General features: G+C 72.2%; 19 protein-coding genes. 11 read left to right on the top strand and 8 right to left on the bottom strand.

Features of this window, described 5'->3' with window-relative positions:
• Positions 1–9: 9 nt before the first annotated feature.
• On the bottom strand, positions 10–603 hold the full coding sequence (locus PZB77_RS21210; protein ID WP_275494195.1) for a biotin transporter BioY: 594 nt from the start codon (positions 601–603) through the stop codon (positions 10–12).
• A gap of 395 nt (positions 604–998) precedes the next feature.
• On the opposite strand from PZB77_RS21210, the gene PZB77_RS21205 reads away from it, so the two are divergent.
• Positions 999–1,643, top strand: coding sequence for a superoxide dismutase (locus tag PZB77_RS21205; protein WP_275494194.1), 645 nt, complete (start codon positions 999–1,001; stop codon positions 1,641–1,643).
• Between the two features lie 133 nt (positions 1,644–1,776).
• Here the strand turns inward: PZB77_RS21205 and PZB77_RS21200 are convergent, their stop codons facing one another.
• The 3 genes from PZB77_RS21200 to PZB77_RS21190 all read right to left on the bottom strand — a co-directional run bounded on the left by PZB77_RS21200 (position 1,777) and on the right by PZB77_RS21190 (position 5,528).
• A complete protein-coding gene (locus tag PZB77_RS21200) occupies positions 1,777–3,303 on the bottom strand; it encodes an aminotransferase class V-fold PLP-dependent enzyme (protein ID WP_275494193.1) in 1,527 nt (508 codons plus the stop codon).
• On the bottom strand, positions 3,293–4,726 hold the full coding sequence (locus PZB77_RS21195; protein ID WP_275494192.1) for an MFS transporter: 1,434 nt from the start codon (positions 4,724–4,726) through the stop codon (positions 3,293–3,295). Before PZB77_RS21195 ends, PZB77_RS21200 begins: the two co-directional genes overlap by 11 nt.
• A gap of 151 nt (positions 4,727–4,877) precedes the next feature.
• On the bottom strand, positions 4,878–5,528 hold the full coding sequence (locus PZB77_RS21190) for a DsbA family protein (RefSeq protein WP_275494191.1): 651 nt from the start codon (positions 5,526–5,528) through the stop codon (positions 4,878–4,880).
• Between the two features lie 116 nt (positions 5,529–5,644).
• Here PZB77_RS21190 and pepN (PZB77_RS21185) point away from each other — a divergent pair, with 116 nt between their 5' ends.
• The 5 genes from pepN (PZB77_RS21185) (at position 5,645) to pepN (PZB77_RS21165) (ending at position 17,129) form a co-directional block, all read left to right on the top strand.
• Positions 5,645–8,230 carry an aminopeptidase N gene (gene pepN / locus PZB77_RS21185; RefSeq protein WP_275494190.1) on the top strand — a complete coding sequence of 862 codons (2,586 nt, stop codon included), beginning with the start codon at positions 5,645–5,647 and terminating at the stop codon, positions 8,228–8,230.
• Positions 8,231–8,458: 228 nt separating this feature from the next.
• A complete protein-coding gene (locus PZB77_RS21180; protein ID WP_275494189.1) occupies positions 8,459–9,562 on the top strand; it encodes a hypothetical protein in 1,104 nt (367 codons plus the stop codon).
• 201 nt (positions 9,563–9,763) lie between these two features.
• On the top strand, positions 9,764–13,069 hold the full coding sequence (locus tag PZB77_RS21175; RefSeq protein WP_275494188.1) for a S8 family serine peptidase: 3,306 nt from the start codon (positions 9,764–9,766) through the stop codon (positions 13,067–13,069).
• A gap of 315 nt (positions 13,070–13,384) precedes the next feature.
• Positions 13,385–14,413 carry an aspartate-semialdehyde dehydrogenase gene (locus tag PZB77_RS21170; protein WP_275494187.1) on the top strand — a complete coding sequence of 343 codons (1,029 nt, stop codon included), beginning with the start codon at positions 13,385–13,387 and terminating at the stop codon, positions 14,411–14,413.
• 139 nt (positions 14,414–14,552) lie between these two features.
• Positions 14,553–17,129, top strand: a complete 2,577-nt coding sequence (pepN, locus tag PZB77_RS21165) for an aminopeptidase N (RefSeq protein WP_275494186.1) — start codon at positions 14,553–14,555, stop codon at positions 17,127–17,129.
• A gap of 243 nt (positions 17,130–17,372) precedes the next feature.
• Here the strand turns inward: pepN (PZB77_RS21165) and PZB77_RS21160 are convergent, their stop codons facing one another.
• From PZB77_RS21160 to PZB77_RS21145, 4 genes are all read right to left on the bottom strand, one after another.
• Positions 17,373–17,603, bottom strand: a complete 231-nt coding sequence (locus PZB77_RS21160; protein ID WP_275494185.1) for a hypothetical protein — start codon at positions 17,601–17,603, stop codon at positions 17,373–17,375.
• Positions 17,604–17,623: 20 nt separating this feature from the next.
• Positions 17,624–19,783, bottom strand: a complete 2,160-nt coding sequence (gene malQ / locus PZB77_RS21155) for a 4-alpha-glucanotransferase (RefSeq protein ID WP_275494184.1) — start codon at positions 19,781–19,783, stop codon at positions 17,624–17,626.
• Positions 19,784–20,104: a hypothetical protein gene (locus PZB77_RS21150; protein WP_275494183.1), complete on the bottom strand. Its 321-nt coding sequence runs from the start codon at positions 20,102–20,104 to the stop codon at positions 19,784–19,786.
• Positions 20,105–20,366: 262 nt separating this feature from the next.
• Positions 20,367–20,903 (bottom strand): HNH endonuclease, encoded by a 537-nt coding sequence (locus PZB77_RS21145; RefSeq protein ID WP_275494182.1) that lies wholly within the window; start codon positions 20,901–20,903, stop codon positions 20,367–20,369.
• Positions 20,904–21,194: 291 nt separating this feature from the next.
• Here PZB77_RS21145 and PZB77_RS21140 point away from each other — a divergent pair, with 291 nt between their 5' ends.
• From PZB77_RS21140 to PZB77_RS21120, 5 genes are all read left to right on the top strand, one after another.
• Entirely contained in the window at positions 21,195–22,259 is a 1,065-nt protein-coding gene (locus PZB77_RS21140) for a mechanosensitive ion channel family protein (protein WP_275494181.1), read from the top strand.
• A 224-nt stretch (positions 22,260–22,483) separates the two neighbouring features.
• A complete protein-coding gene (locus PZB77_RS21135; protein ID WP_275494180.1) occupies positions 22,484–23,707 on the top strand; it encodes an ROK family transcriptional regulator in 1,224 nt (407 codons plus the stop codon).
• Positions 23,708–23,766: 59 nt separating this feature from the next.
• Positions 23,767–25,098, top strand: coding sequence for an ABC transporter substrate-binding protein (locus tag PZB77_RS21130; protein ID WP_275494179.1), 1,332 nt, complete (start codon positions 23,767–23,769; stop codon positions 25,096–25,098).
• Between the two features lie 6 nt (positions 25,099–25,104).
• Entirely contained in the window at positions 25,105–26,046 is a 942-nt protein-coding gene (locus PZB77_RS21125; RefSeq protein WP_275494178.1) for a sugar ABC transporter permease, read from the top strand.
• Positions 26,047–26,049: 3 nt separating this feature from the next.
• Complete coding sequence (locus PZB77_RS21120; RefSeq protein WP_275494177.1) at positions 26,050–26,970, top strand: carbohydrate ABC transporter permease; 921 nt, start codon at positions 26,050–26,052, stop codon at positions 26,968–26,970.
• Position 26,971: the final 1 nt, after the last annotated feature.

The following is a 26,971-nucleotide window of genomic DNA, read 5'->3' as shown; positions in this document are numbered from 1 at the left end:
GAGGGCGATTCAGCCGCGGTGGCCGAGGAGCTTCCAGGAGGCGGGCAGCGCGCCCATCGCGAGCAGCGCCTTCACCGCGTCGCCGATGAGGAACGGTGTCAGGCCGGCGGCGATCGCCGCGCTCGCCGACATGCCGGTGGAGAGGGCGAGGTAGGGGACGCCGACCGCGTAGGTGAGGGCGGAGCCGACGGCCATGGTGCCCGCGGTACGCAGCACGGAGCGGTCGCCGCCCCGGCGGGCGAGAGCTCCGACGACGGTGGCGGCGAGCAGCATGCCGAGCACGTAGCCGAAGGTGGCGCCGCCGGCGCCGGAGGTGCCGCCGGAGAACCACGGCATGCCGGCCATGCCGACGACGGCGTAGAGCGCCAGCGAGAGGAAGCCGCGGCGCGCGCCCAGCGCGGAGCCGATGAGGAGCGCGGCGAAGGTCTGGCCGGTGACGGGGACCGGTGATCCGGGGATCGGGACCGCTATCTGCGCGGCGAGACCGGTGAGGGCCGCACCGCCCAGGACCAGGGCCGTGTCGACGGCCACGCGGTGCCGGGCCGCGGGCAGCAGGTCGGCGAGGACCGTTCCGGAACGGACGGGGGCGGCAGCAGTGCTCATCGGGACTCCGCGGGTGAGGGTGGGGCGGGAACGGTCGGAAAGGCAGGCCTGCGGCTGACGTTAGCCGACGGGCCGCCCGCTGATCACCGTGTGCGGCCGACAAAGGGCCGGGCCGGGAGTTGGTGGGGTTCGCACAAAGAGGCGCGGACAACCACATCTCGGCGTGAGCCTCATCACTCCCCCTCATGCAGCGCAGACGCTCTTCCCAGCGCGGCCTCGCCCGACGCGTCGCTGTAGGTTCCCCACTAAACCCGGGGAGCGGCGGCGAGCGCCCTCGCTGACGCGACGACGCGGCACGGCCGGGCGCCCCCTCCCTCCGGCGATCTTCTTCCTGCTAGCCTGCACTTGCACATCGGTTGCAATAACAACAGCTGAGCATCTGAAGGGTTCGGACCATGGCCACGTACACACTCCCGGAACTCCCGTACGACTACGCGGCGCTGGAACCGGTCATCGACCCGCAGATCGTCGAGCTCCACCACGACAAGCACCACGCGGCGTACGTGAAGGGCGCGAACGACACGCTGGAGCAGCTGGAAGAGGCCCGCGACAAGAACGCCTGGGGCGCGGTCAACGGACTCGAGAAGAGCCTCGCGTTCCACCTCTCGGGGCACATCCTGCACTCGATCTACTGGCACAACATGAGCGGCGACGGCGGCGGCGAACCGCTCGCCGCGGACGGTGTCGGCGACCTCGCGGACGCCATCGCCGCCTCCTTCGGCTCCTTCGCCGGTTTCCGGTCGCAGCTGACGAAGGCGGCCGCCACCACGCAGGGTTCGGGGTGGGGCGTCCTCGCGTACGAACCGCTGAGCGGCCGGCTGATCGTCGAGCAGGTCTACGACCACCAGGGCAACGTCGGCCAGGGCTCCGTACCGATCCTGGTCTTCGACGCCTGGGAGCACGCCTTCTACCTCCAGTACAAGAACCAGAAGGTCGACTTCATCGAGGCGATGTGGCGGGTCGTCAACTGGCAGGACGTGGCGCAGCGGTACGCCGCCGCGAAGGCGCGCGACAACGTACTCCTGCTGGGCGGCGTCTGACCTGCCGCAACCCTGGTCGTCCTGCCTCGTGATCGTCTTCTCACCCTTCACCCGGCAGGCGGATGGAAGAAGAGCCCCCGCGAGGACATGACTCGCGGGGGCTCTTCCCCGTGCCGGGCGGTACGGAGGACCGTCAGACGCGGAACACCGCGCCGATGAACTCCGCGAGCAGCCGCTCCTTCAGCGGACCCGGCAGGGCGTCCAGCAGCACCAGGACCGGCGCCATCCGGCCGGGCAGACCGGCGTCCCCGTCGAGCCCCGCGAAGGCCAGTACCCCGGCCACCTCCTCGGGCCCGAGCGACTGGGGGTCGAGAGTCGCGGCCAGGGCGGCGAGGGCCGGGTCGACCACGACGGGTTCCCGCGCGCGGGCGGCGACGAGGGACTTCGCCAGGTCGGCGAGGAGGCCGTCGACCCGGCCGACCGTGGCCGGGGTCAGCGTCAGGTGCAGGTTGGGCGGCAGGCCGTCGAAGGAGAGCTGGGGCTGGAGGTACCAGCCGAGTTCCCGCATCTCGTCGGCGAGGTGGAGCAGCAGGCTGAGGTCGGGCCGGTCCTCGTCCCCCGGCGCCCCGCCACCGGGACCGGCACCCGCGACACCGCCGGTCCCGCCGCCGCCGAGCACGGTGAACGCCACGAGTCCGGCGGCGGGCTCGCCGAGGATCCGGACGCCGGAGAGGGCGCGCAGGCCGGCCAGCAGCCGGTCGGACGCGTCGGCCACCCGGGCGGCGAGCGCGGTGTACCCGTCCTCGCCGACGTGCTGGAGCGCGGCCCACGCCTGGGCGAGCAGTCCGCCGGACTTGGTGCCCTGCACGGTGGGGTTCACGACCGGGTAGCCGGGCCAGCCGGCGTGCGCGAAGTACTGGTACCGGCGGAGTTCCGCGTCCCGGTAGAGCACCACGGACGCGCCCTTGTCGGCGTACCCGTACTTGTGGAGGTCGACGGAGAGCGAGGTCACGCCGGGCACCGACAGGTCGAACGGCGGGATGTCACGCCCGGCCCGCCGCAGATGGGGCAGCAGCCAGCCGCCGATGCAGGCGTCGACGTGGCAGAGCACCCCGCGCGCGGAGGCGGCGGCGGCGATCCCGGCGACCGGGTCGATCACCCCGTGGGCGTACGAGGGGGTGGAGGCGACCACCAGGACGGTGCGGTCGGTGAGGGCCGCCGCCATCGCCCCGGCGTCGGCCCGGAAGGTGACCGGGTCGACGGGGACGACGACCGGTTCCACGCCCAGGTAGTGGGCGGCCTTGTGGAAGGCGGCGTGGGCGGTGGACGCCAGCACCAGCTGGGGGTCGGTCACCCCGCGTACGGCGCGGGCGTGGTCGCGGGCGGTCTTGACGGCGAGCAGGATGCTCTCCGTGCCGCCGCTGGTGAAGGTGCCCTGGGCGCCGGGGACGCCGAGGAGGTCGACGGCGGCGCGGACGAGGTCGTTCTCCAGCCGGGCGACGCTGGGGAAGACGGTGGGGTCGAGGCCGTTGACGGTGGCGAAGGCGGTGTACGCCCCGGCGGTCAGCTCGTCGAGTCCCTCCAGCCCGGCGTCGTAGACGTAGGCGAAGGTGCGCCCGCCCCGGGTGGGGGCGTCGGCGCCGCGCAGGGCGCGCAGTTCGGCCAGCACCTCGGCGGCGGGCCGGCCGGTTCCGGGGGCGGGTACGGCGTCAGTCGGCAACGGTCAGATCCTTGTTCGGTGCGGAAAGGGCCCCGGAAGGGGCGTCGGAGGGGGCGGGTGGGCGCTCCGCCGGATCCCCGGACGGGCGCGTCGTCTCCTCGCCGTAGCGGTGCAGCAGCCACAGGCTCGCGGCGGCGAGGACGGCGGGCAGCAGGCTCATGCCGACGGTGATGCCGGTGAGGGCGGCGCCGGGCTGGGCCACCTCGTGGTCGGCGTCCGAGGAGCGGAACCCGGTCACCGCGAGGACCAGCGCGAACAGCCCGGCGCCCAGGGCGAAGGCGAGGGTCTCGGCGGCCGTCCACAGCCCGGTGAAGGTGGCGGTCCTGCGCTTGCCGGTACGGACCGCGTCGGCGGCCAGGGTGTCGGCCAGCAGGGTCAGCGGCAGCAGTTGGAGGCCGGCGTACGCGATGCCCACCACCGCCACCGCGAGGTATCCGAGGGCCGGCCCGGCCACCCCGGTGAAGGCGAGGGCGAGCGCCCCGGCGACGTAGAGGAGCGAGGCGCACCACTGGGCGTACCTCGTCCCCCTGGCGCGGGCGAGCCGGGTCCAGAGCGGCATGAAGAGCACCAGCGGGCCGATCATGCAGGCGAAGAGCGGGGTCACCGCCGACGCGGAGCCGAAGGTGTACGTCGCGAAGTACTGGACGCCCGCGAGCATCACGCCGATCGCCAGCGCCTGGAGCGTCCACATGCCGGCGAGGTGGAGGAAGGCCCGGTTGGTGCGGGCGGCGGCGAGCTGGGCGCGGAGCGAGGGTTCGGCCTCGCTCCGCGCGACGGCGGGGGCCCACCGGGTGGTGAACCAGGCGCCGAACATGCCGGCCGCGAGGAGCACGGCGACGACCGCGCCCATCAGCCGGTAGCTCGCGGGGGTGTCGCCGTCCGCGTGCGCGATCGCGGGGGCCACGGCGCCGGAGAGCAGGATGGCGACGCCGAGGAACGCCACCCGCCAGGCCAGTACCCGGCTCCGCTCGGCCGGGTCCTCGGTCATCTCGGCGGGCATCGTCACGTACGGCACCTGGAAGACGGCGTACGCGGTCGCGGCGAGCAGGAACAGCACGGCGACGTACCCGGCGGCGGCCGCCCCGCGCAGGGCGGGGGCGGCGAAGATCAGCGCGAAGAGCGGCGGCAGGGTGCAGGCGCCGATCAGCAGGAACGGGCGGCGCGGGCCGCCGCGCAGCCGGCTGCGGTCGGAGACCGCGCCGACCAGCGGGTTGATCAGGACGTCCCACGCCTTGGGGAGGAAGACCGCGCCGCCCGCGACGGCGGCGGGCACGTCCAGCACGTTGGTGAGGTAGTACAGGAGGATCAGCCCGGGCACGGTGGAGAACGCGCCGGTGCCCAGCGAGCCGAGCCCGTAGCCGATCCGGACGCGGCGCGGCAGCGGCGGGAGCGGTCCGGGGGCCGGGAGGAGGTCGGCTGACATGACGCAGATCAGACACGAGAGTCCGAGCCCTCGGCAAGGGTCCGGTGTGACGTGCGCGTGAAACTCGCGCCGCACGCGGACGGACTCCCCCCGCCGTTCGGCGTGACGGTGCGGGTCCCGACGGCCGCCGGGCCCGCACCGCGCGGGGGGATCAGTCGAAGATCGGGCCCTGGGTGCGGGTCCGCTTGATCTCGTAGAAGCCGGGGATCGAGGCCACCAGGAGCGTGCCGTCCCACAGCTTGGCCGCGTCCTCGCCCTTGGGGGCGGGGGTCACGACCGGGCCGAAGAACGCGATCTGCTCGCCGTCGGCGCCGGGCACCGCGATGACCGGGGTGCCGACCTCCTGGCCGACCTTGTCGATGCCTTCCTTGTGGGAGGCGCGCAGCTCGGCGTCGTAGGTGTCGTCGTCCATGAAGTCGGCGAGCGAGGCCGGCAGGTCCACGTCGGCGAGGGCGCCCAGGACCGCTTCCCGGGTCGGGCCCTCGCCGTTGTTGTGGAAGCGGGTGCCGAGCGCGGTGTAGAGGGGGCCGGTGACCTCGTCACCGTGCAGCTGCTGCGCGGCGACGACGACCCGGACCGGGCCCCACGCCTTCTTCTCCAGCAACTCGCGGTACTCCTCGGGCAGCTCGTCGAGCTTGGGCTCGTTGAGGACGGCCAGGCTCATCACGTGCCAGCGGACCTCGACGTCGCGGACCTTCTCGACCTCCAGCATCCAGCGGGAGGTCATCCAGGCCCACGGGCAGAGCGGGTCGAACCAGAAGTCCGCGGGGGTCTTGCCGGGCGCGGTAGCGGTGTCGGACATGTCTCTCCTTGGCAGCGTCGGTCTCCGCGCGGGGAACGTCCGGGACCACCGGGACATTCCCCGCCGGACGCGTGCGAGGATCAAAACATTCGAAATCGAGTCACGAAGGAGTGCCGGTGCCCGGTGAGAACCTGTCCCGCGAAGAGGCCCGCGAGCGGGCGGAGCTACTGACCGTCCAGGGATACGAGATCGCGCTCGACCTGCGGTCCGCCGTCGGCGGAGCCGACGGGGAGGGCGCCGGGCGCACCTTCCGGTCCGTGACCACCATCCGCTTCCGCTCGGCGCGCGCCGGCGCCTCCACCTTCGCCGACCTGATCGCCCCGGGCGTCGACGCGGTGACCCTGAACGGCACCGCGCTCGACCCGGCGGCGGTCTTCGACGGGACCCGGGTGGCGCTGGACTCCCTGGCCGACGGCGAGAACGTCCTGGTGGTCGACGCCCGGTGCGCGTACAGCCGGACCGGCGAGGGGATGCACCGGTTCGTGGACCCGGAGGACGGCGAGGTCTACCTCTACACGCAGTACGAACCGGCCGACGCCCGCCGCGTCTTCGCCAACTTCGAGCAGCCCGACCTCAAGGCCCCGTACCGCTTCGAGGTGACGGCCCCCGAGGGCTGGCGGGTGTGGAGCAACGGCGCCGAGGAGTCCCACGAGGGCGGGGTGTGGCGCTTCGCCGAGACCGAGCCGATCTCGACGTACATCACCGCCGTGGTCGCGGGTCCGTACCACTACGTGAGCGACCACTACTCCCGCACCTTCGCCGACGGCACCACGCTGGAGATCCCGCTCGGCGCGATGTGCCGCAAGGGGCTCGCCCGCCACTTCGACGCGGACGACGTCTTCCTCATCACCAAGCAGGGCCTGGACTTCTTCCACGACCACTTCGACTACCCGTACCCGTTCGGGAAGTACGACCAGGCTTTCGTGCCCGAGTACAACCTCGGTGCGATGGAGAACCCGGGCCTGGTCACCTTCCGCGAGGAGTACATCTACCGCGGCAAGGTCACCTCGGCGTCGTACGAGCGCCGGGCCAACGTCATCCTGCACGAGATGGCGCACATGTGGTTCGGCGACCTCGTCACCATGAGCTGGTGGGACGACCTGTGGCTGAAGGAGTCCTTCGCGGACTTCATGGGGTCCTTCTCGATGGTGGAGGCGACCCGCTTCACCAACGGCTGGATCACCTTCGCCAACAACCGCAAGGCGTGGGCCTACCGGGCCGACCAGCTGCCCTCCACCCACCCGGTCACGGCCGACATCCGTGACCTGGAGGACGCCAAGCTGAACTTCGACGGCATCACGTACGCCAAGGGCGCCTCCGTCCTGAAGCAGCTGGTCGCGTACGTCGGGCGGGACGCGTTCCTCGAGGGCGCCCGGCGCTACTTCAAGCAGCACGCCTACGGCAACACCCGCCTCGGCGACCTGCTCTCGGTGCTCGCCGAGACCTCCGGCCGCGACATGACCGCCTGGTCCCGCGCCTGGCTCCAGACGGCGGGGGTCAACAGCCTCACCCCCGTCCTCACCTACGACGCCGAGGGACGGGTCGCCGAACTCACGGTGGTCCAGGAAGCCGCCGCGTCCCACCCGGAGCTCCGCCCGCACCGCGTCGCGGTGGGCCTCTACCGGCGGGACGGGAACGGCGCGCTGACGCGGTACGCCCGCGCGGAGACCGACGTCTTCGGGGAGCGCACGGCCGTCACCGGGCTGGCCGGGGCCGAGAAGCCCGAGCTGGTCCTCGTCAACGACGACGACCTGACGTACTGCAAGGTCCGCTTCGACGCGGCGTCCCTCGCCACCCTGCGCACCCACCTCGGTGCCCTGGAGGACCCGCTGGCCCGCGCGCTCTGCTGGTCGGCGCTGTGGAACATGACCCGTGACGGGCTCCTGCCGGCCCGCGACTTCATCTCCCTGGTCCTCACCTTCGCCGGCCGTGAGTCGGACATCGGCGTCCTCCAGATGCTGCACAACTGGGCGCATTCCGCGCTCGTCCACTACACCGCCCCCGACTGGCGCGAGGAGGGCGGACGGCTCCTCGCCGAAGGTGCGCTGCGCGAGCTGAGGCGCGCCGCGCCGGGCGGCCAGGACCAGCTGACCTGGGCCAGGTTCTTCGCCTCGTCGGCCGCCTCGGACCAGGACTTCCGGCTGCTGGGCGAGTTGCTCGACGGCTCGGCCGTGATCGAGGGACTCGACGTCGACCAGGAGCTGCGCTGGGCGTTCCTCTTCCCGCTGGCCGCCCACGGGGTGGCCGACGAGGCGGCGATCGCCGCCGAACTCGCCCGCGACGACACGGCGTCGGGCAAGCGCCACCAGGTGCGCTGCCTGGCCGCGCGCCCCTCGGCGGCGGTCAAGGACCAGGCGTGGGCGGCGGTCGTGGAGTCGGACCGGCTCTCCAACGCGCTCGTCGAGGCGACCATCGCCGGTTTCACGCGGCCCTCGCAGCGCGCCCTGCTCGCGCCGTACACGGAGAAGTACTTCGCGGCGATCGAGCGGGTGTGGAAGGAGCGCTCCATCCAGATCGGGATGGACGTCGTCTCCGGCCTCTTCCCGGGGCTCCAGGACGATCCGGCGACCCTGGAGGCCACCGACACCTGGCTGAAGGAGCACGAGGACGCCGCTCCCGCGCTGCGCCGTCTGGTGCTGGAGGCCCGCGACGACCTGGCGCGCGCGTTGCGCGGCCAGGAGTGCGACGCCGCCGCTGCCTGACCCCGGGGCCCTTCCCGTGCGGGCCGTCCCCTTCACCGGGGGCGGCCCGCACCGCTGTGCGCCGGTGGCCGACCGCACCGGGACGCCGGCCGACGGGCGCCGGGGACCGAGCGCACGGCGGGCCATTTCGATCACCGGTCCGCACGCAGCGGGCCCGGGCTGTCCGGGTATGTCGACGGGCCTGTAACAGGGGTTAGCCGCCGGTCCGCCGGCGGAAAACCCCTGGGCATGAACCCCTCGTGCACCAACGACGACCCGTCCCTCTCCTCCCCCGGCGGCCGCTCGGGCACACCCGGGGCGGGCCTGCGGGTCGTCACCGGCGCGCAGTTGCGGCAGTGCGGCCTGACCACCGCCCAGGTCTCCGGACGCTGTTCTCCCCGGGGTCCCTGGCAGCGGCTGCTGCCGGGCGTCTACCTGCTGCACACGGGCCCGGCGGACGGAGCGGACCGGCTGCGCGCCGCGCTGCTGTACGGGGGGCGACCCGCCGGCGGGCGCCGCGGCACGGACGGCGACGCCGCCGCGGACGGGCCAGAGGGGGCGGTCGTCACCGGAGTGGCGGCGCTGGCGCTGCACGGTTTCGCCGCCGCGCCGCCGGTGCTCGCGCTCACCACCGTCGACGTGCTGGTGCCCCGCACCCGGCGGCTGCGGCCGGCGGAGTTCGTCCGGGTGGTGCGCGCCACCCTCCCGCGCGACCCGGTGGTGATCCACGGGTTTCCGGTGGTGACCGCGGAGCGGGCCGTCACCGACGTGGTGGCCGGGCTCGACGACCCGGTCGCGGTACGGCTGCTGCTGGCCGAGGCGGTCCGCGACGGCCACTGCGAACCTTCGGCGCTGGTCGCCGGGTTGGGCGCCGCGAAGCTCCTGGGGCGGCCGGCCGTGACCCGGGCGGTCGAGCTGCTGCTCGCGGAGGGCCGGAGCCTCGCCGAGGAACGGCTCTACACGATGGTGCGGGCGCACCGGTTGCCCGAGCCGGTGTGGAACGTGGATCTGCGGCTGCCCGGCGGCCCCCACCTGGGCAGCGTGGACGCCTACTGGCCCGAGGAAGCGGTGGCGGTGGAGCTGGACACCGCGCGGACGTCCCACCGGCGGCCCCCGCGGTCCACGTCGTGGCCCGCTCCCCGGGGGCCGCACCGCGGGGCGGAGCAGGACGCGGACCCGGTGGCGCACGCCGTGCGGCGGGAGCAGTTGGAGCGCCTCGGCGTCACGGTGGTGCGGCTCTCGGCGGGGAAGCCGCACGAGGCGATGGGGCAGCAGGCGGGCGTGGTGCGGACGGCGCTGCGCGCCGCGCGCGACCGGGAACCCGCCGCGTACGTGGTGGCGTTGCCCCGCTGAGCGGGGGACCAGCCGGGGGGGGAGGGGACCCTTAGGTCCGTGTCCGACACCTTTTCTCCCCGGTGACGCAGAGGCACCGGTGGCGGATCTACGCCATGTCGTCTAAGCGCCTCGGTCAACTCTCCACAAACCCTGTCGGGTACGAAAGGGTGAGCGGTCATCCGGTACCGATTTCCGGACTCTTCCTTTCCGATCGCAGGGATGCTGATGACCAAGGATTCTCCCGGCTCCATACCCGCGGCGAGACGAGTGGCCCGGGTGGCCGCCGCGGCGGGCCTGGTGGCCGCGCTCGCCGCCACCGCCACCACCCCGGTGTTCGCCGCAGACGACCCCGCCGTGAACACCCTCAAGCCCACCGCGACGAGTCCGTCGGGCGACAAGCTCGGCGAGGCGGACGCCGATCTCCTGGCGAAGGCCGAGGCCACCGGCGAGAAGACCGTCACGATGATGGTCGCGACGAAGCCCGGCGCGACCGAGCAGGTCGCCGACCAGCTCGACGCCGTCAGCGGCTCGCTGCTCGGCCGTACGTACGACGCGCTCGGTTACGTCCGGGCGACGGTGCCCACGAAGACCGCGAAGGCCACCATCGCGTCGGCCTCGAAGCTGTCGTCCGTCCTCGGCATCGACCTCCAGCAGGAGATCGAGCTGGACGACCCGACGCCCGCGGCCGACCGTGCCGCCGGCGCGAAGAAGGCCACGACCTCCAGCACGTACGCGGCGCCGTCGAAGAAGACGCCCGCGAAGAACCCGTACAACCCGTCCTTCGAGACGGGTGCGGTCGACTTCGTGCAGCAGAACCCGAAGGCGGACGGCCGGGGCATCACCATCGGCATCCTGGACTCCGGTGTGGACCTCGGTCACCCGGCGCTCCAGAAGACCACCACCGGCGAGCGCAAGATCGTCGACTGGGTGACCGCGACCGACCCGGTCAGCGACGGCGACGGCACCTGGCTGCGGATGACGCAGGCGGTCTCCGGCCCGTCGTTCACCGCCGGCGGCGTCACGTACGCGGCGCCCACCGGTTCGTACAGGTTCAGCCTCTTCCGCGAGTCGGCCACCAACGGCGGCGACATGGCGGGCGACCTCAACCGCGACGGCGACACCACCGACAGCTGGGGCGTGCTCTACGACCCGGTGACCGGCGTGACCCGGGTGGACCTGAACAGCGACGCGGACTTCTCCGACGACACGGCCCTCAAGCCGTACAAGGAGAAGAACCAGGTCGCGTACTTCGGCACCGACGACCCGCGCACCGACGTCGCCGAGCGCGTCCCGTTCGTGGTGGAGACGCGCAAGAACGTCGTCTACAACGCGGCGGGCGCCACCTCCGACTACGTCAGCATCGGCGTCATCGAGAGCGAGCACGGTACGCACGTCGCGGGCATCACCGCGGCGAACGGCCTGTTCGGCGGCAAGATGAACGGTGCGGCCCCCGGCGCGAAGATCGTCTCCTCGCGCGCCTGCACCTGGACCGGCGGCTGCACCAACATCGCTCTCACCGAGGGCATGATCGACCTCGTCGTGAACCGCGGGGTCGACGTCGTCAACATGTCGATCGGCGGCCTGCCGCCGCTCAACGACGGCAACAACGCCCGCGCCGAGCTGTACAAGCGGCTCATCGACAACTACGGCGTCCAGCTGGTCATCTCGGCCGGCAACGACGGCCCGGGCGTCAACACCATCGGTGACCCCGGCCTCGCCGACCACGTCATCTCGGTGGGCGCGGCGATCTCCAGGGAGACCTGGGCGGCCAACTACGGCTCCCTCGTCACCAAGAAGTACGACATGCTGCCCTTCTCCTCGCGCGGTCCGCGTGAGGACGGCGGTTTCGCGCCGATCATCACCGCTCCGGGCGCGTCCATCAACACCACGCAGACCTGGCTGCCCGGCGGGCCGGTGAAGGAGGCGGGCTACACCCTGCCCGCCGGTTACTCCATGCTGCAGGGCACTTCGATGTCCTCGCCGCAGGTCGCCGGCGCCACCGCGCTGCTGCTCTCCGCCGCGAAGCAGAAGCACATCGACCTGCCGCCGGCCGATCTGCGCACCGCCCTGACCAGCTCCGCCACCCAGATCAAGGACGTGCCCGCGCACGCCCAGGGTGCCGGCCTCATCAACATCGTGGCCGCGTGGAAGCTCATCAAGAAGGGCGCCGCGGCCAACGAGTACGCGGTCAAGGCCCCCGTCGACACGGCGATCGACTTCGCGCTCAAGGACCCGGGCTTCGGCACCGGCCTCTACGACCGTGAGGGCGGCCTGAAGACCGGTCAGAAGAAGACGTACGACGTGGTCATCACCCGTACGACCGGCGCCGACCGCGACGTCGCGCACAAGCTGTCGTGGAAGAACGGCGACGGCACCTTCAAGCTGGTCGGTCCGAGCACCGTCCGACTGCCGCTCGGCACGCCGGTGACCGTGAAGGTCCAGGCGCAGCCCCGCTCGGTCGGCGTGCACAGCGCCATCCTGGAGGTGGACGACGCCAAGACGGTGGGCGTGGACCACCAGATCCTGACCACCGTGGTCGTCGCCACCGACATCAAGGCGCCTTCCAACGCGTTCCGCGCTTCCGGTTCGGTGCAGCGCAACGGCACCACGTCGTACTTCCTGAACGTGCCCGAGGGCGCCAAGACCCTGGAGGTCGCGCTCGGCGCCCTGCGCTCGGGCAGCCAGACGCGGTTCATCTCGATCCACCCGTACGGGGTCGCGGTCGAGGACAGCTCCACGATCTACTGCTACCCGAACTACGAGAGCCCGACGAACAAGTGCCGTCCCGACGCCCGCGCCTACCAGGACCCGCAGCCGGGTGTCTGGGAGATCGAGGTCGAGGCCCGTCGTACGTCGCCGCTCCTGGACAACCCCTACACGCTCGACGTCTCGCTGCTCGGTGCCACCTTCGACCCGGCGGTGCAGACCATCGCCGAGGCGAAGATCGGCACCCCGACGGCGGTCGGGTGGACCGTCACCAACGAGGCGGCGGCCCTGACCGGTCACCTCAAGGGCGGTTCGCTCGGTTCGGCGGCGGTCGGCCGCCCGTCGATCTCGACGGGCGACGCGCAGATCTCCACGGTGACCATCGGTGAGGGCGTCGAGAAGCTCGACGTCGCCGTCGGCGGCACTTCGGACGCCAACGCCGACATCGACCTGTACGTCTACCTCGGCGACGAGGAGGTCGGTGCGTCGACCACCGCCGGGTCCGAGGAGTCGGTGAGCCTCGTCTCGCCGGCTGCCGGTACCTACACGATCCTGGTGGACGGGTACGACGTTCCCGCCGGCACCACCGCGTACGACTACCGCGACGTGTACTACACCGCGTCGCTCGGCACCATCGAGGTCGACGAGTCGACGCCGGTCAACCTCGCCGCCGGGGCGTCCGCCCACGTCGGGGCCGAGGTGGTCGTCGCCGGCGCGGCTCCCGAGGGACGGCAGTTCTTCGGCGAGGTCCAGCTGGTGAACTCCCACGGCACCGCCGCGGGCAAGGGCAGTGTCGTGATCGCCAAGGTCACGGAGTAGCACTCCGGCCGGCCGGTCCGCGGACCGGCCGGCGGGCAGGCGGGGCGGGCGCTCTCACGGGCTCCCGCCCCGCCGTACGTCCGCACGCTCCCGGCGCCGCCCCTCCGGACCCCGCCGAAGATGTTGGCTCCCCGGGGCCGCCCGACGGCAGAACCTGCGGCGGGAGCGGCAGGCGTCCGCAGGCCGGACAATGGATTGGACAAGGTGGGCGGGGACAAACGCATCATGGAGCCGCGAAGGGCCGCCCCGCACGTCTCCCACCAGGGACGACGGGACAGCCACCAGGGCCGCACACACGTACAGAGGAGTCTCCCCGTGAAGGTCGGAATCGTCGGTGCCACCGGTCAGGTCGGCACAGTCCTGCGCAAGATCCTGGCCGAGCGGGAGTTCCCGGTCACGGAGCTGCGGCTCTTCGCCTCCGCACGCTCGGCGGGCTCCACCATCGACTTCCGGGGCACCTCGGTCACGGTCGAGGACGCCACCACCGCCGACTACACGGGCCTGCAGATCGTCATCTTCTCCGCCGGCGGCGCGACCTCCCGGGCGCTCGCCGGGAAGGTCGCCTCCCAGGGTGCCGTCGTGATCGACAACTCCTCCGCCTGGCGCATGGACCCCGAGGTCCCGCTGGTCGTCTCCGAGGTCAACCCGGAGGCCGCGCTCAACCGCCCCAAGGGCATCATCGCCAACCCGAACTGCACCACGATGGCCGCCATGCCCGTGCTGCGCCCCCTGCACGACGAAGCGGGCCTGGAGGCCCTCACCGTCGCCACCTACCAGGCGGTCTCCGGCTCCGGTGTGGCCGGTGTCGCCGAGCTGCACGGCCAGGCGTCGAAGGTCGTCGCCGACGCGGACAGGCTGACCCACGACGGCGGTGCCGTGGACTTCCCGGAGCCCGGCGTCTACAAGCGTCCGATCGCCTTCAACGTGGTGCCGCTCGCCGGTTCGATCGTCGACGACGGTTCGTACGAGACGGACGAGGAGCAGAAGCTCCGCAACGAGTCCCGCAAGATCCTCGGCATCCCGGGGCTGAAGGTCTCCGGCACCTGCGTGCGCGTGCCGGTCTTCTCCGGCCACTCGCTCCAGATCAACGCCCGCTTCGCCCGCCCGATCAGCGTCGAGCGCGCCCACGACCTGCTGAGGGACGCCGAGGGCGTCGAACTCTCCGACATCCCGACCCCGCTCCAGGCGGCCGGCAAGGACCCCTCGTACGTCGGCCGCATCCGGGTCGACGAGACGGTCGAGCACGGTCTCGCCCTCTTCGTCTCCAACGACAACCTCCGCAAGGGCGCGGCCCTGAACGCGGTGCAGATCGCGGAGCTGGTGGCGGCCGAGCTGAACGGCTGACCCGGTCGCACGTCCGAGGGGGAGATCACCGGTCGCCGGTGGCCTCCCCCTCGTGCTGTGTCCGGACCGGCTGCCGGGCGACACCGGCTTCCGGCGTGGAAGGATGACCCGAAACGTCACCATCGAAGGAGATGACCGGGTGCCCGGCACGAATCTGACCCGCGAAGAGGCACAGGAGCGGGCGCGCCTGCTGACCGTGGACGCGTACGAGGTCGAGCTCGACCTCTCCGGAGCGCAGGAGGGCGGGTCCTTCCGGTCCGTCACCACGGTGCGCTTCGACTCCGCGGAGGCCGGTGCGGAGACCTTCATCGACCTCGTCGCCCCCGCGGTCCACGACGTCGTCCTCAACGGCACCTCGCTGGACGTCGCCGCCGTCTTCCGCGACGCCCGGATCGCGCTGCCGCACCTGCGCGAGGGCGCGAACGAGCTGAGGGTCGTCGCCGACTGCGCATACACCAACACCGGTGAGGGCCTGCACCGCTTCGTCGACCCGGTCGACGAGCAGGCGTACCTGTACACCCAGTTCGAGGTGCCGGACGCGCGGCGGGTGTTCGCCAGCTTCGAGCAGCCCGACCTGAAGGCCACGTTCGCCTTCACCGTGACGGCCCCCGCCGGCTGGACCGTGATCTCGAACTCGCCGACGCCGGAGCCGGTGGGCGACGTCTGGACGTTCGAGCCGACGCCGCGCATCTCGACGTACATCACCGCACTGATCGCGGGCCCGTACCACTCGGTGCACAGCAGCTACGAGCGCGACGGCCGGACGGTGCCGCTCGGCATCTACTGCCGCCCCTCGCTCGCCGAGTACCTCGACGCGGACGACATCTTCGAGCTCACCCGGCTGGGCTTCGACTGGTTCCAGGAGAAGTTCGACTACGCGTACCCGTTCGCCAAGTACGACCAGCTCTTCGTGCCGGAGTTCAACGCCGGTGCGATGGAGAACGCGGGCGCGGTCACCATCCGCGACCAGTACGTCTTCCGCTCCAAGGTCACCGACGCCGCGTACGAGGGCCGGGCGGAGACCATCCTCCACGAGCTGGCCCACATGTGGTTCGGCGACCTGGTCACCATGGAGTGGTGGAACGACCTCTGGCTGAACGAGTCGTTCGCCACCTACACCTCGATCGCCTGCCTGGCGGACGCCGAGGGCTCCCGCTGGCCGCAGTCGTGGACCACCTTCGCGAACTCCATGAAGACCTGGGCGTACCGGCAGGACCAGCTGCCCTCCACGCACCCGATCATGGCGGAGATCAACGACCTCGACGACGTCCTCGTCAACTTCGACGGGATCACGTACGCGAAGGGCGCCTCGGTCCTCAAGCAGCTCGTCGCCTACGTCGGCCAGGACGAGTTCTTCGCGGGCGTGCAGGCGTACTTCAAGGCGCACGCCTTCGGCAACACCCGCCTCACGGACCTGCTGGGCGCGCTGGAGGAGACCTCCGGCCGCGACCTGAAGACCTGGTCGAAGGCGTGGCTGGAAACGGCCGGCATCAACGTCCTGCGCCCCGCCGTCGAGACGGACGCCGAGGGCAGGATCACCTCCTTCGCGGTCCTCCAGGAGGCCCCGGCACTCCCCGCCGGCGCCAAGGGCGAGCCGACGCTGCGCCCGCACCGGGTCGCGATCGGCTTCTACGACCTCGGCGCCGACGGCAAGCTGGTCCGCACCGAGCGCATCGAGCGGGACGTGGACGGCGCCCGCACCGAGGTGGCGCTGCCCGAGGGCACGAAGCGCCCGGACGTGATCCTGCTCAACGACGACGACCTGTCGTACGCGAAGGTCCGGCTCGACGAGGAGTCGCTGCGGTTCGTCACCGAGCACCTGGGCGACTTCGCCGAGTCGCTGCCGCGCGCGCTGTGCTGGGCCTCGGCCTGGGACATGACCCGCGACGGCGAACTGGCGACCCGCGACTACCTCGCGCTGGTGCTCTCCGGCATCGGCAAGGAGTCGGACATCGGCGTGGTGCAGTCGCTGCACCGTCAGCTGAAGCTGGCGCTCGACCAGTACGCGGCCCCCGAAGCCCGGGAGACGCTGCTGACCCGGTGGACGGACGCCACCCTGGCGCACCTGAACGCCGCCGCGCCCGGCAGCGACCACCAGCTGGCCTGGGCCCGCGCGTTCGCGGCGACGGCCCGTACCCCGCAGCAGCTGGACCTGCTCCAGGGGCTGCTGGACGGCAGCAAGGCGGTCGAGGGCCTGGCCGTCGACACCGAGCTGCGGTGGGCGTTCGTGCAGCGCCTGTCGGCGACCGGTCTGCTGGACGAGGAGGAGATCGCCGCCGAGTACGAGCGCGACCGCACCGCGGCGGGCGAGCGGCACGCGGCCGAGGCACGCGCCGCCCGTCCCTCCGAGGAGGCCAAGGCGGAGGCCTGGGCGCTGGTCGTCGAGTCCGACAAGCTGCCGAACGCCGTCCAGGAGGCCGTCATCGGCGGCTTCGTCCAGACCGAGCAGCGCGAGCTGCTGGCGCCGTACGCGGAGAAGTACTTCACGGCGCTCAAGGACGTGTGGGAGACCCGCAGCCACGAGATGGCCCAGCAGGTCGCGATCGGCCTCTACCCGGCGATCCAGGTCTCCCAGGAGACCCTGGACGCCACGGACGCCTGGCTCGCCTCGGCGGAGCCGAACGCGGCGCTGCGCCGGCTGGTGTCGGAGTCGCGCGCGGGTGTCGAGCGCGCGCTGCGCGCCCGGGCCGCGGACGCGGCGGCCGCGTCCGCGTAACGGCGCGGCGGCGCACCGCGCGAGGGCGCCCTCTCCGGACCGTACGCGGCGGGGAGGGCGCCCTCGTACGTTCCCCGGCGCCCCGGGACCGGTCCGCCCCGGGACCGGTCCGCCCAGGGACCGGACCGGCGAGGGAGGGCGACGCGGCCCGTCGCTCCCCTGCCCCACAGGCGCGCCCGGACATGCGTGTGCGCCGCGCGGTAACCAATACCGGCGGCGCACACGGCGGAGCGTGTGAGGCGGTTACGCCTTCTTCTTGGACTTGTCGAGCACCACGACCAGGCCCGCGATCACCACGAACAGCGCGAGCGGCGCGAGGACGTACAGGCTGATGGTCTCGATGACCGACAGGCCTGAACCCGGGTCGTCGCCGTCGTCGCGCGAGAGCGCGAGTGCGGGGGACGACATGAGCAGCATCATCAGCGTCGTACCGGCCGCAACGGCGCCGGCGCGCATAGCGTTCTTCTTGTCCACGGTGCAAACGTAGCGAACGCCTACGGACGCCGCGCGCCCGGGGGTGCCGTACGAGGGTTCCGCGGGGCCAGTCCGTCCATCAGGCGGTGCAGCCGGGGCGAGCCGGTGATCTGTTCCAGCGTCAGGGGGCGGCCCTGACCGTCGGCGATCGGCAGGCGCCAGTTGGGGTACTGGTCCCAGGTGCCGGGGAGGTTCTGCGGACGCCGGTCGCCCACGGTGTCGGGGAGCCAGATGCCGGTCAGCCGGGCCGGGGTGCGCAGCAGGAAGCGGTGCACGGCGCGGACGGCGGCCTCCTCGTCGCCCTCGCCCTCGGGCAGCAGCCGCAGGCGGGCCAGGCAGCGGAGCCACTCGGCGGTGTCGGCGGCGTCCTCGGCGAGCTCCTCCTCCAGGGTGCGGGTGAGCAGGCCGAGTTCGTGGCGCAGCCGCACGTGGTCGCCGGAGAGGCGGGCCGCGGTGGACGGCAGGTCGTGGGTGGTGACGGTGGCCAGGCAGTCGGGGCGCCACTTCTCCGGGGCGAGCGGACGTCCGGTGCCCTCCCAGTCGCGTTCGAACCAGAGGACGGAGGTACCGAGGACCCCGCGCCGGGCGAGCGCCTCGCGGACGCCCGGCTCGACCGTGCCGAGGTCCTCGCCGAGCACGACGGCCCCGGCCCGGTGGGCCTCCAGGACGAGGACGGCGAGCATCGCCTCGCCGTCGTGGCTGACGTAGGTGCCCTCGGTGGGCGGTTTCCCCTCGGGGACCCACCAGAGCCGGAAGAGGCCCATGACGTGGTCGACGCGGAGCCCGCCGGCGTGCGCGAGGAGGCCGCGCAGCAGGCCGCGGAAGGGGGCGTAGCCGGAAGCGGCGAGGGCGTCGGGGCGCCAGGGCGGCAGGCCCCAGTCCTGACCGCGCGCGTTGAAGGCGTCCGGCGGCGCGCCGACGGACATGCGGCGGGCGAAGTCGTCCTGCCCGGACCAGGTGTCCGCGCCGGCCGGGTGCACCCCGACGGCGAGGTCGTGGATGACGCCGATCTCCATCCCGGCGTCCTCGGCGGCCCGTCGGGCCTCGGCGAGCTGGGTGTCGGTCAGCCAGGCGAGGCGGCTGTGGAAGTCCACCCGGTCGAGGAGTCCGGTGCGGGCGCGGGCGGTCTGCGGGGAGCGGGGGTCGCGCAGCGGCTCGGGCCAGGTGTGCCAGTCGGGGCCGTGCACCTCGGCGAGCGCGCACCAGAGCGCGTGGTCCTCCAGGGCCTGGCCCCGGGCGGAGAGGAAATCGCAGTACGCGGCCCGGCGGCCGGGGGTGAGCGGCACCCGGTGGACGAGTTCCAGGGCCTGCCGCTTGAGCTCCCACACGGCGTCCCGGTCGATCAGCGCGCCCTTGTTGAGCACCGCCTCGCAGAGCGCCGCGGCGTCCTGGCGCAGGTCGTCGAGGACCGCGCGCGCCCGGACCTGGCCGTACTCGGGGATCGACTCGACGTGCAGGTGCACCGGGTCGGGGAAGCGCCGTGAGGAGGGGCGGTAGGGGGACGGGTCGGTGGGGCTGCCGGGGCGCCCCGGGACGGCGGCGTGCAGCGGGTTGATCTGGACGAACCCGGCGCCGAGGGTCCGTCCGGCCCAGGAGGCGAGGTCGGCCAGGTCGCCGAGGTCGCCCATGCCCCAGGAGCGTCCGGAGAGCAGGGAGTAGAGCTGGACGAGGAAGCCCTGGGCGCGGGCGGGGGGCTGCGGGGCGCGGGCGGGTGCGACGACGAGGGTGGCGGTGGCCTGCCGGTGGTCGTTGGTGCGCGCGGTCACCCGGTGCACGCCGAGCGGCGGGGCCGTCCACCAGAGGGGGACGCCGGACGGGGGCGGGGTGTCCGGGACGTCCGCCTGCGCGCCGGTGACGCGGAGCCGGAGCGGTTCGGGCCGGGGGGCGCCCGGTTCGGCCTCCGGGGCGACGTCGAGGGTCGTGCCGATCGGCAGCGTGGCCAGGGCGGCCGGCAGCGGATCGCCCTCCCAGACCACGACGGTCTGCGGGAGCAGGCGGGAACCGGCCCTCGATTCGGCGGCGGCGAGCGACTTCCGTACGTCCGCCGGGGTGGTGGCGGCCACGCCCAGCGCGGCGAGCACGGCGGTGACCGTGTCGTCGGGGACGGGGACCGTGACGCCCGGGGACGGGGAGTGGGAAGTGGCGACGCCGTGCAGGGCGGCGAGCCGGGACAGGCCCATTCAGACTCCTGGAGACTCCATGGCCCCCGCGACACCGGGGGCGGTCGGTTCGCTGGTGAGCGGAGCGACGACGGCGAGCGGCGGCTCGCTCGTCAGGGGGGTGGCGTCGGCGAGCGGCGGCTCGCTGGTGAGGGGTACGGCGTCGGCGGCGAGGGGAGCGTCGAGAGGGGGCGTGACGCGGGAGGACGAGGGTCCACCGCCCTGGAGGGGCACGGCGGCGGGCGCGAGGGGCTGTTCACTGGTCAGCGGCGCGGGCCGGCCGGCCGGACCGGGGACCTGTGGGGAGAGGGCGGGGAGCGGATGTCGCGCGGCTGCGGGCAAGGTGACCTCCTGGCCGTGGGAGCGGAACGGAAGGGAGACCTACCCAGCCCTCGGGTGCGCAGACGTGAGCGTGACATAGGTCGGATATCCATGTCCTCAACGTGCCGTGGGTCACATTCCGTTCCCCCGGACGGCAGATATGAGCCTTTTCCGCCACTGCGTCTCCGGACCGGAACCGTGCACCGGTCCGAGGTGCGATGACACGTTCGGCGCCGGATCCAGGCGGAAACGCCGTCGATCCGGTCACGTCCGTCGCCGGATCTCAGGCGGAGACGCCGTCGATCCGGTCCATCGCGTCGTCCGCGCCGAACGGCTGGAGGTAGGGCAGCCAGCGCGGGTCGCGGTGACCGGTGCCGATGATCCGCCACGCCAGGCCGGTGGGGGGCGCGGGCTGGTGGCGCAGGCGCCAGCCGAGCTCGGGGAGGTGACGGTCGGCCTTGACGTGGTTGCAGCGACGGCAGGCGGCCACCACGTTGTCCCAGGCGTGCCGCCCGCCCCGGCTGCGCGGGACGACGTGGTCGACGCTGGTGGCGGCGGCGCCGCAGTAGGCGCAGCGGCCGCCGTCCCGGGCGAAGAGCGCCCGGCGGGTGAGCGGGACGGGCCCCCGGTAGGGGACCCGCACGAAGCGCTTGAGGCGGACCACACTGGGCGCCGGCACGACGGTGGTGGGACTGTGCAGGAGGGCGCCGGACTCTTCGAGGCAGACGGCCTTGTTTTCGAGGACGAGGACGAGCGCGCGGTGCAGCGGTACGACGCCGAGCGGCTCGTACGACGCGTTGAGAACCAGGACGTGCGGCACGGTGGATGCCTCCTTGTACGCCGGCGGCGCGTGGCTCGCGCCGGGACGATCCGTTCTCAGTCTCTCCTCATGGCAGGTCCGGGCGCCACCACGTGCGGGTAATGGGTCGTACGGATGTGGCCCGGACGGCGGCAGGCCCTCCGTACGCCTGGGGACGCGCGCCCACGCGCCGACGGACGCGCCCCCGGGATCACGGGATGAGATACGTCTCTCCCGGTCGGCGGACATCATCCGGGCGGCGCGCGTCGTTAACCTGGTTGATCCGCTGTCGCCCGTCCTGGAGGTTCCCCCGTGTCGCCGTCCGTTCTGTTGGCCACCACTCCGCCGACCGGGTCGGAGGGCTCGTTCGACGAGGCCGCCCGGCAGGCCGGCGACGCGGCGGGCTGGGTCGAACAGAACTGGTCCACCTGGCTGAGCACCGGACTGCGCATCATCCTGATCGTCGCGGTGGCGATCGTGCTGCGCTACCTGGTGCGCCGTGCCCTCACCAATCTGATCGAGCGGATGAACCGAAGCGCCCAGGCGGTGGCGGGCACCGCCCTCGGCGGACTGCTGGTCAACGCCGAGCGGCGCCGCCAGCGCTCGGAGGCGATAGGTTCCGTGCTCCGCTCGGTGACCTCGTTCCTCATCCTGGGCACCGCCGCGCTGATGGTCCTCGGCGCCTTCGAGATCAACCTGGCACCGCTGCTGGCCTCCGCGGGGGTCGCCGGAGTCGCGCTCGGTTTCGGTGCGCGCAACCTCGTCACCGACTTCCTCTCCGGGGTCTTCATGATCCTGGAGGACCAGTACGGCGTCGGGGACACGGTGGACGCCGGGGTCGCCTCCGGCGAGGTCATCGAGGTGGGGCTGCGGGTCACCAAGCTGCGCGGCGACAACGGCGAGATCTGGTACGTCCGCAACGGCGAGGTGAAGCGGATCGGCAACCTCAGCCAGGGGTGGTCCACGGCCGGCGTCGACGTGACCGTCCGGCCCACCGAGGACCTGGACCGGGTCCGCGCGGCCATCACCTCCGCCGCCGAGGTCATGGCGAAGGAGGAGCCGTGGAGCGAGCGGCTCTGGGGGCCGGTGGAGGTCCTCGGTCTCGACGCGGTGCTGCTGGACTCGATGACCGTACGGGTCACCGCGAAGACCATGCCGGGCAAGGCGCTGACCGTGGAGCGGGAGCTGCGCTGGCGCATCAAGCGTTCCCTGGACGAGGCGGGCATCCGCATGATCGGCGCGGTGCAGGCGCCGACGGAGGGCGCGTCGCAGGCCGACCCGACGGCGGCGATGGCCGCCCCGTCCGCGTACGCCTCGACGACCTCGCCGCAGTCGCTCGCCGCGACACCGCTCGCGCCGCCGAGCGTCGCCAAGTAACGACCCCGGCCGGCAACGCCCGGCAGCCGTACCGGGAGGGCCTCCGCGCGCACGACGCGGGGGCCCTTCCGGGCGTTTCCGGGCGTTTCCGGGTCACTTTCCCCTGCCCACGCCGGGTCACGCTTCTGTCGCCCGGACGCCTCGCCATTGACGCCCCGGGTGCGGGCGCCTACCTTCCTCTCACCGATAGGAAACTTTCCTAACAGAGGGCGGGCGGAACAACCATGGCAGGAACCACTCCGGGCGCCGGCATCCCCGGCACCCCCCGCCTGCTGCGCGCCATGAACGACCGCGCCGCCCTCGACCTGCTGCTGGAGCACGGCCCCCTCTCCCGGACCCGGATCGGGAAGCTCACCGGCCTCTCCAAGCCGACCGCCTCGCAGTTGCTGGCCCGGCTCGAAGCGGCGGGGCTGGTGCGGGTCACCGGCACCACCGAAGGGCGCCCGGGGCCCAACGCCCAGCTCTACGCCGTCCACGCGGAGGCCGCGCACGTCGCCGGGCTCGACGTGAACGCCCGGCGCATCGTGGCCGCGGTCGCGGACGTCTCCGGCGCGACGGTGGGGGAGTTCGAACTCCGAACCCCGGGCCGGGGCTCGGTCGACGCGGTCCACCAGGTCGGCGAGGCGCTGGACGGCGCGATCGAGGACGCCGGGCTGACCCGGTCCGCGATCCACCGGGTCGTGATCGGCACCCCGGGCGCCTTCGACCCGGGCACCGGCCGGCTGCGCTACGCCTCGCACCTGCCGGGGTGGCACTCCCCCGCCCTCCTCGACGACCTGGCGGCGGCGCTGCCGATGCCCGTGGAGTACGAGAACGACGTGAACCTGGTCGCGGTGGCCGAGCAGCGGCGCGGGGCCGCGCGGGGCCACGACGACTTCGTCCTGCTCTGGAACGAGGAAGGGCTCGGCGGTGCGCTGGTCATCAACGGCCGGCTCCACCGCGGCTTCACCGGCGGCGCCGGCGAGGTCGGCTTCCTGCCGGTGCCGGGCACCCCGCTCGTACGCCAGGTGGTCAAGGCCAACAGCGGTGGCTTCCAGGAGCTGGCGGGCGCCCAGGCGGTGCCCCGGCTCGCCCTGTCGCTCGGCATCGACACCCCGCAGCAGCCCTACCCGGAGGTCGCCGCGGCCCTGCTGACCCGGGCGGCCGCCGCGTACGGCGACGACGAGAAGCTGACCGAGCTGCTGCGGCAGTACGCGCAGCGGCTCGCCACCGGGCTCGCCTCGCTCACCGCCGTGCTCGACCCCGGACTGATCGTGCTGGCCGGCGGGCTGATCTCGGCCGGCGGCGAGCGGCTGCGCGCGCTGATCCAGTCCGAACTCGCCGAACTGGCCGCCTCCAGGCCCCGTCTCGTCCTCGCCGAGACCGTCCGGCTGCCGGTCCTGCGCGGTGCCCTCGAACGGGCCCTCGCGGACACCCGCGACGAGGTGTTCGACACCTCCCGTCCCTGAACCCCGCACCCAGCAGCACCGCTGTTCCCCCTCCTTCACCGCCTCCAAGGAGCTTCGCCATGCGCAGAAACAGCCTCACCGCGGCCGCCGTCGCCATCGCCGCGATATCCGTCCTCGCCACCGCCTGCACCGGCCAGGCCGCGAGCGGGGCCGAGGACGACCCCGACGCCGCGACCACCATCAACTTCTGGCACGGCTGGAGCGCGCCGTCGGAGGTCGAGGCGGTCCAGGACAACGTCGACCGCTTCGAGAAGGCCCACCCGAACATCAAGGTGAAGGTCGTCGGCAACATCAACGACGACAAACTCAACCAGGCGCTGCGCGCCGGGGGTTCGAACGGGCCGGACGTCGTGTCGTCGTTCACCACCTCCAACGTCGGCAAGTTCTGCTCCTCCGGTGCCTTCGCGGACCTGACGCCGTTCATCGAGAAGTCGGGGCTCGACCTGGAGAAGACCTTCCCGAAGGTCCTGCTGGACTACACCCAGTTCGAGGGCAAGCGCTGCTCGCTGCCGCTGCTGGCCGACGCCTACGGCCTCTACTACAACAAGGACGCCTTCGAGAAGGCCGGCATCACCGCGCCGCCGAAGACCCTCTCCGAGTTCGCCGCCGACGCCGAGAAGCTCACCGTCACCCGGGGCGACGGCTACCAGCAGCTCGGCTTCATGCCGACCTTCCACGGGTACGAATCGGTCGCCGACCACTACCTGGGCTCCTGGGACCACGCGTACTTCGACGAGAACGGCAAGTCGAACATCGCCAAGGACCCGGCCTTCGCCGCCATGTTCACCTACCAGAAGAAGCTGGTCGAGGATCTCGGCGGTTACGCCAGGCTGGAGAAGTACCGCGGTTCCTTCGGCGACGAGTGGGGCGCGAAGCACCCGTTCCACACCGGCCAGGTCGCGATGCAGCTGGACGGTGAGTGGCGGCTCGGGATGGCGGAGGAGGCGGGGACCGACTTCGAGATCGGGGTCGCGCCGATGCCCGTCGCCGACGACGAGGCCGACACCTACGGCAAGGGCTTCCTCTCCGGCACGATCATGGGCATCGCGCCCGCCAGCAAGAAGCAGAACGCGGCGTGGGAGCTGGTGAAGTTCATGACCAGCGACACCCGGGCCGTCGTCGACTTCGCCAACGGCATCAAGAACGTGCCCTCCACCTTCGAGGCGCTGAAGTCGCCCGACCTGACGTTCGACCCGCGTTTCAAGACCTTCCTGGACATCGCGCAGAACCCGCACTCCAACACCCCGGACGGCGCGGTCAACGGCTCCACCTACCAGCAGACCCTCCAGGACTTCGGCTACCAGTACGAGAAGGGCTCGGTGAAGGACCTCCGCGCCGGTCTGGAGAAGACCGCCGCGCAGATCGACACCGACATCGCCAAGGCCAAGTAGCCCGCGATGACCACGTACACGCTCCGCGCCAAGCGCCGCAGGTCGGCGCTGCGCACGCTCGCCTTCCTGTCGCCGTGGCTGATCGGGTTCTGCTTCTTCTTCGTCTACCCGATGGTCTCGACCGTCTACTTCTCCTTCACCGCGTACGACGGGTTCGGGGCGCCGGTCTTCAACGGGCTGACGAACTGGACCTACGTCTTCACCGACTACCCCATGTTCTGGCCGTCGCTGCGGAACACCCTCTGGCTGGTACTCGTCATGGTCACCTGCCGGGTCGTGTTCGGCCTCGGCGTCGGGATGCTGATCACTCGGATCAAGACCGCCACCGGGCTCTTCCGCACCCTCTTCTACCTGCCTTACCTGGCGCCGCCGGTGGCCGCCACCCTCGCGTTCGTCTTCCTCCTCAACCCCGGGACCGGGCCGGTCGACTCGATCCTCGGCGGTCTCGGACTGCCCACCCCCGGCTGGTTCAACGACGCAAGCTGGTCCAAGCCGGCGCTGACGATGCTGGCGGTCTGGGGCATCGGCGACCTGATGGTGATCTTCATGGCCGCCCTGCTGGACGTCCCCACCGAGCAGTACGAGGCGTCCGAGCTGGACGGCGCCTCGGCGTGGCAGCGATTCCGCTTCGTGACCCTGCCGAACATCTCGCCCATCGTGATGTTCGCCGTGGTCACCGGGGTGATCCAGGCGATGCAGTACTACACGCAGCCCTTGGTGGCGGGGAAGGTGGCCTCCGGCGTGATCGGCGGCTCCGGGCAGTCCTTCGAGCCCGGCTATCCCGACAAGTCGACCCTGACGCTCCCCCAGCTCGTCTACAACCTGGGCTTCCAGCGCTTCGACTACGGCTCCGCCTGCGTCGTCGCCCTGGTCCTGTTCGCCCTGGCCATGGCCTTCACCGCGCTGCTGATGCGGGGCCGCAACAACCTCGTCCAGGCCGGTGACTGAACCATGACCCGACTCTCCGTCGTCCCCGGCACTCCCGCCGGGGCCACCCCCGCCGGGGCCACCCCCGCCGGGTGGACCGCCGCCGAACGCACCGCCCGCCGCAAGGCGCTGCTGCACTGGATCGCGGTGCACGCGCTCGGAGTCGCCGCCGCGCTCTTCTTCGTCCTCCCGATCGTCTTCGTGGTGCTCACCTCGCTCATGAGCGACCAGCAGGCGCTCACCCGCGACCTCACCCCCGACACCTGGGAGTGGGAGAACTACCGGCGGGTCTTCGACACCCCCGGCTTCCTGACCTGGTGGCGCAACACCCTGCTGTACGCCGGGGCCGGCACCGTGCTGACCGTCGTCTCCTCGGTGCCCGTCGCCTACGCGCTGGCGAAGTTCCGCTTCAAAGGCCGCAAGCTCTCGCTGATGCTGGTCATCTCGATGATGATGCTTCCGCCACAGGTCGTGATCATCCCGATGTACCTCTTCTGGGCCAAGCAGATGGACCTCTCCGGAACGCTCTGGCCGCTGATCATCCCGATGGCCTTCGGCGACGCCTTCTCGATCTTCCTGCTGCGCCAGTTCCTGCTGACCATCCCGGACGAGTACCTGGACGCCGCACGGATCGACGGGTGCGGCGAACTCCGCACCCTGCTGCGGGTGGTGCTGCCGATGGCGAAGCCGGGCATCGCCGCCATAGCGCTGTTCCAGTTCTTCGCCGCGTGGAACGACTACTTCGGGCCACAGATCTACGCTTCCGAGAACCCGGGCGCCTGGACACTGAGTTACGGACTCGAGTCGTTCAAGGGCGCCCACCACACCGACTGGAACCTGACCATGGCCGCGACCGTTCTGGTCATGGCCCCCGTGATCGCCGTCTTCTTCTTCGCGCAGAAGGCATTCGTCGAAGGCGTCACACTGACCGGAGTGAAGGGCTGAC

Origin of the sequence: Streptomyces sp. AM 2-1-1 (assembly GCF_029167645.1) — a bacterium.
Classification (GTDB): Bacteria; Actinomycetota; Actinomycetes; order Streptomycetales; family Streptomycetaceae; genus Streptomyces.
Note: the sequence above shows the minus strand (reverse complement) of the source record. Positions and strands in the feature narration are given on the sequence as shown.

Excerpts from the sequence above, each read along its gene's own strand:
- PZB77_RS21210 (WP_275494195.1), bottom strand. The coding sequence starts at position 603 with ATGAGCACTGCTGCCGCCCCCGTCCGTTCCGGAACGGTCCTCGCCGAC.
- PZB77_RS21205 (WP_275494194.1), top strand. The coding sequence starts at position 999 with ATGGCCACGTACACACTCCCGGAACTCCCGTACGACTACGCGGCGCTG.
- PZB77_RS21195 (WP_275494192.1), bottom strand. The coding sequence starts at position 4,726 with ATGTCAGCCGACCTCCTCCCGGCCCCCGGACCGCTCCCGCCGCTGCCG.
- PZB77_RS21190 (WP_275494191.1), bottom strand. The coding sequence starts at position 5,528 with ATGTCCGACACCGCTACCGCGCCCGGCAAGACCCCCGCGGACTTCTGG.
- PZB77_RS21180 (WP_275494189.1), top strand. The coding sequence starts at position 8,459 with ATGAACCCCTCGTGCACCAACGACGACCCGTCCCTCTCCTCCCCCGGC.
- PZB77_RS21175 (WP_275494188.1), top strand. The coding sequence starts at position 9,764 with ATGCTGATGACCAAGGATTCTCCCGGCTCCATACCCGCGGCGAGACGA.
- malQ (WP_275494184.1), bottom strand. The coding sequence starts at position 19,783 with ATGGGCCTGTCCCGGCTCGCCGCCCTGCACGGCGTCGCCACTTCCCAC.
- PZB77_RS21135 (WP_275494180.1), top strand. The coding sequence starts at position 22,484 with ATGGCAGGAACCACTCCGGGCGCCGGCATCCCCGGCACCCCCCGCCTG.
- PZB77_RS21130 (WP_275494179.1), top strand. The coding sequence starts at position 23,767 with ATGCGCAGAAACAGCCTCACCGCGGCCGCCGTCGCCATCGCCGCGATA.
- PZB77_RS21125 (WP_275494178.1), top strand. The coding sequence starts at position 25,105 with ATGACCACGTACACGCTCCGCGCCAAGCGCCGCAGGTCGGCGCTGCGC.
- PZB77_RS21120 (WP_275494177.1), top strand. The coding sequence starts at position 26,050 with ATGACCCGACTCTCCGTCGTCCCCGGCACTCCCGCCGGGGCCACCCCC.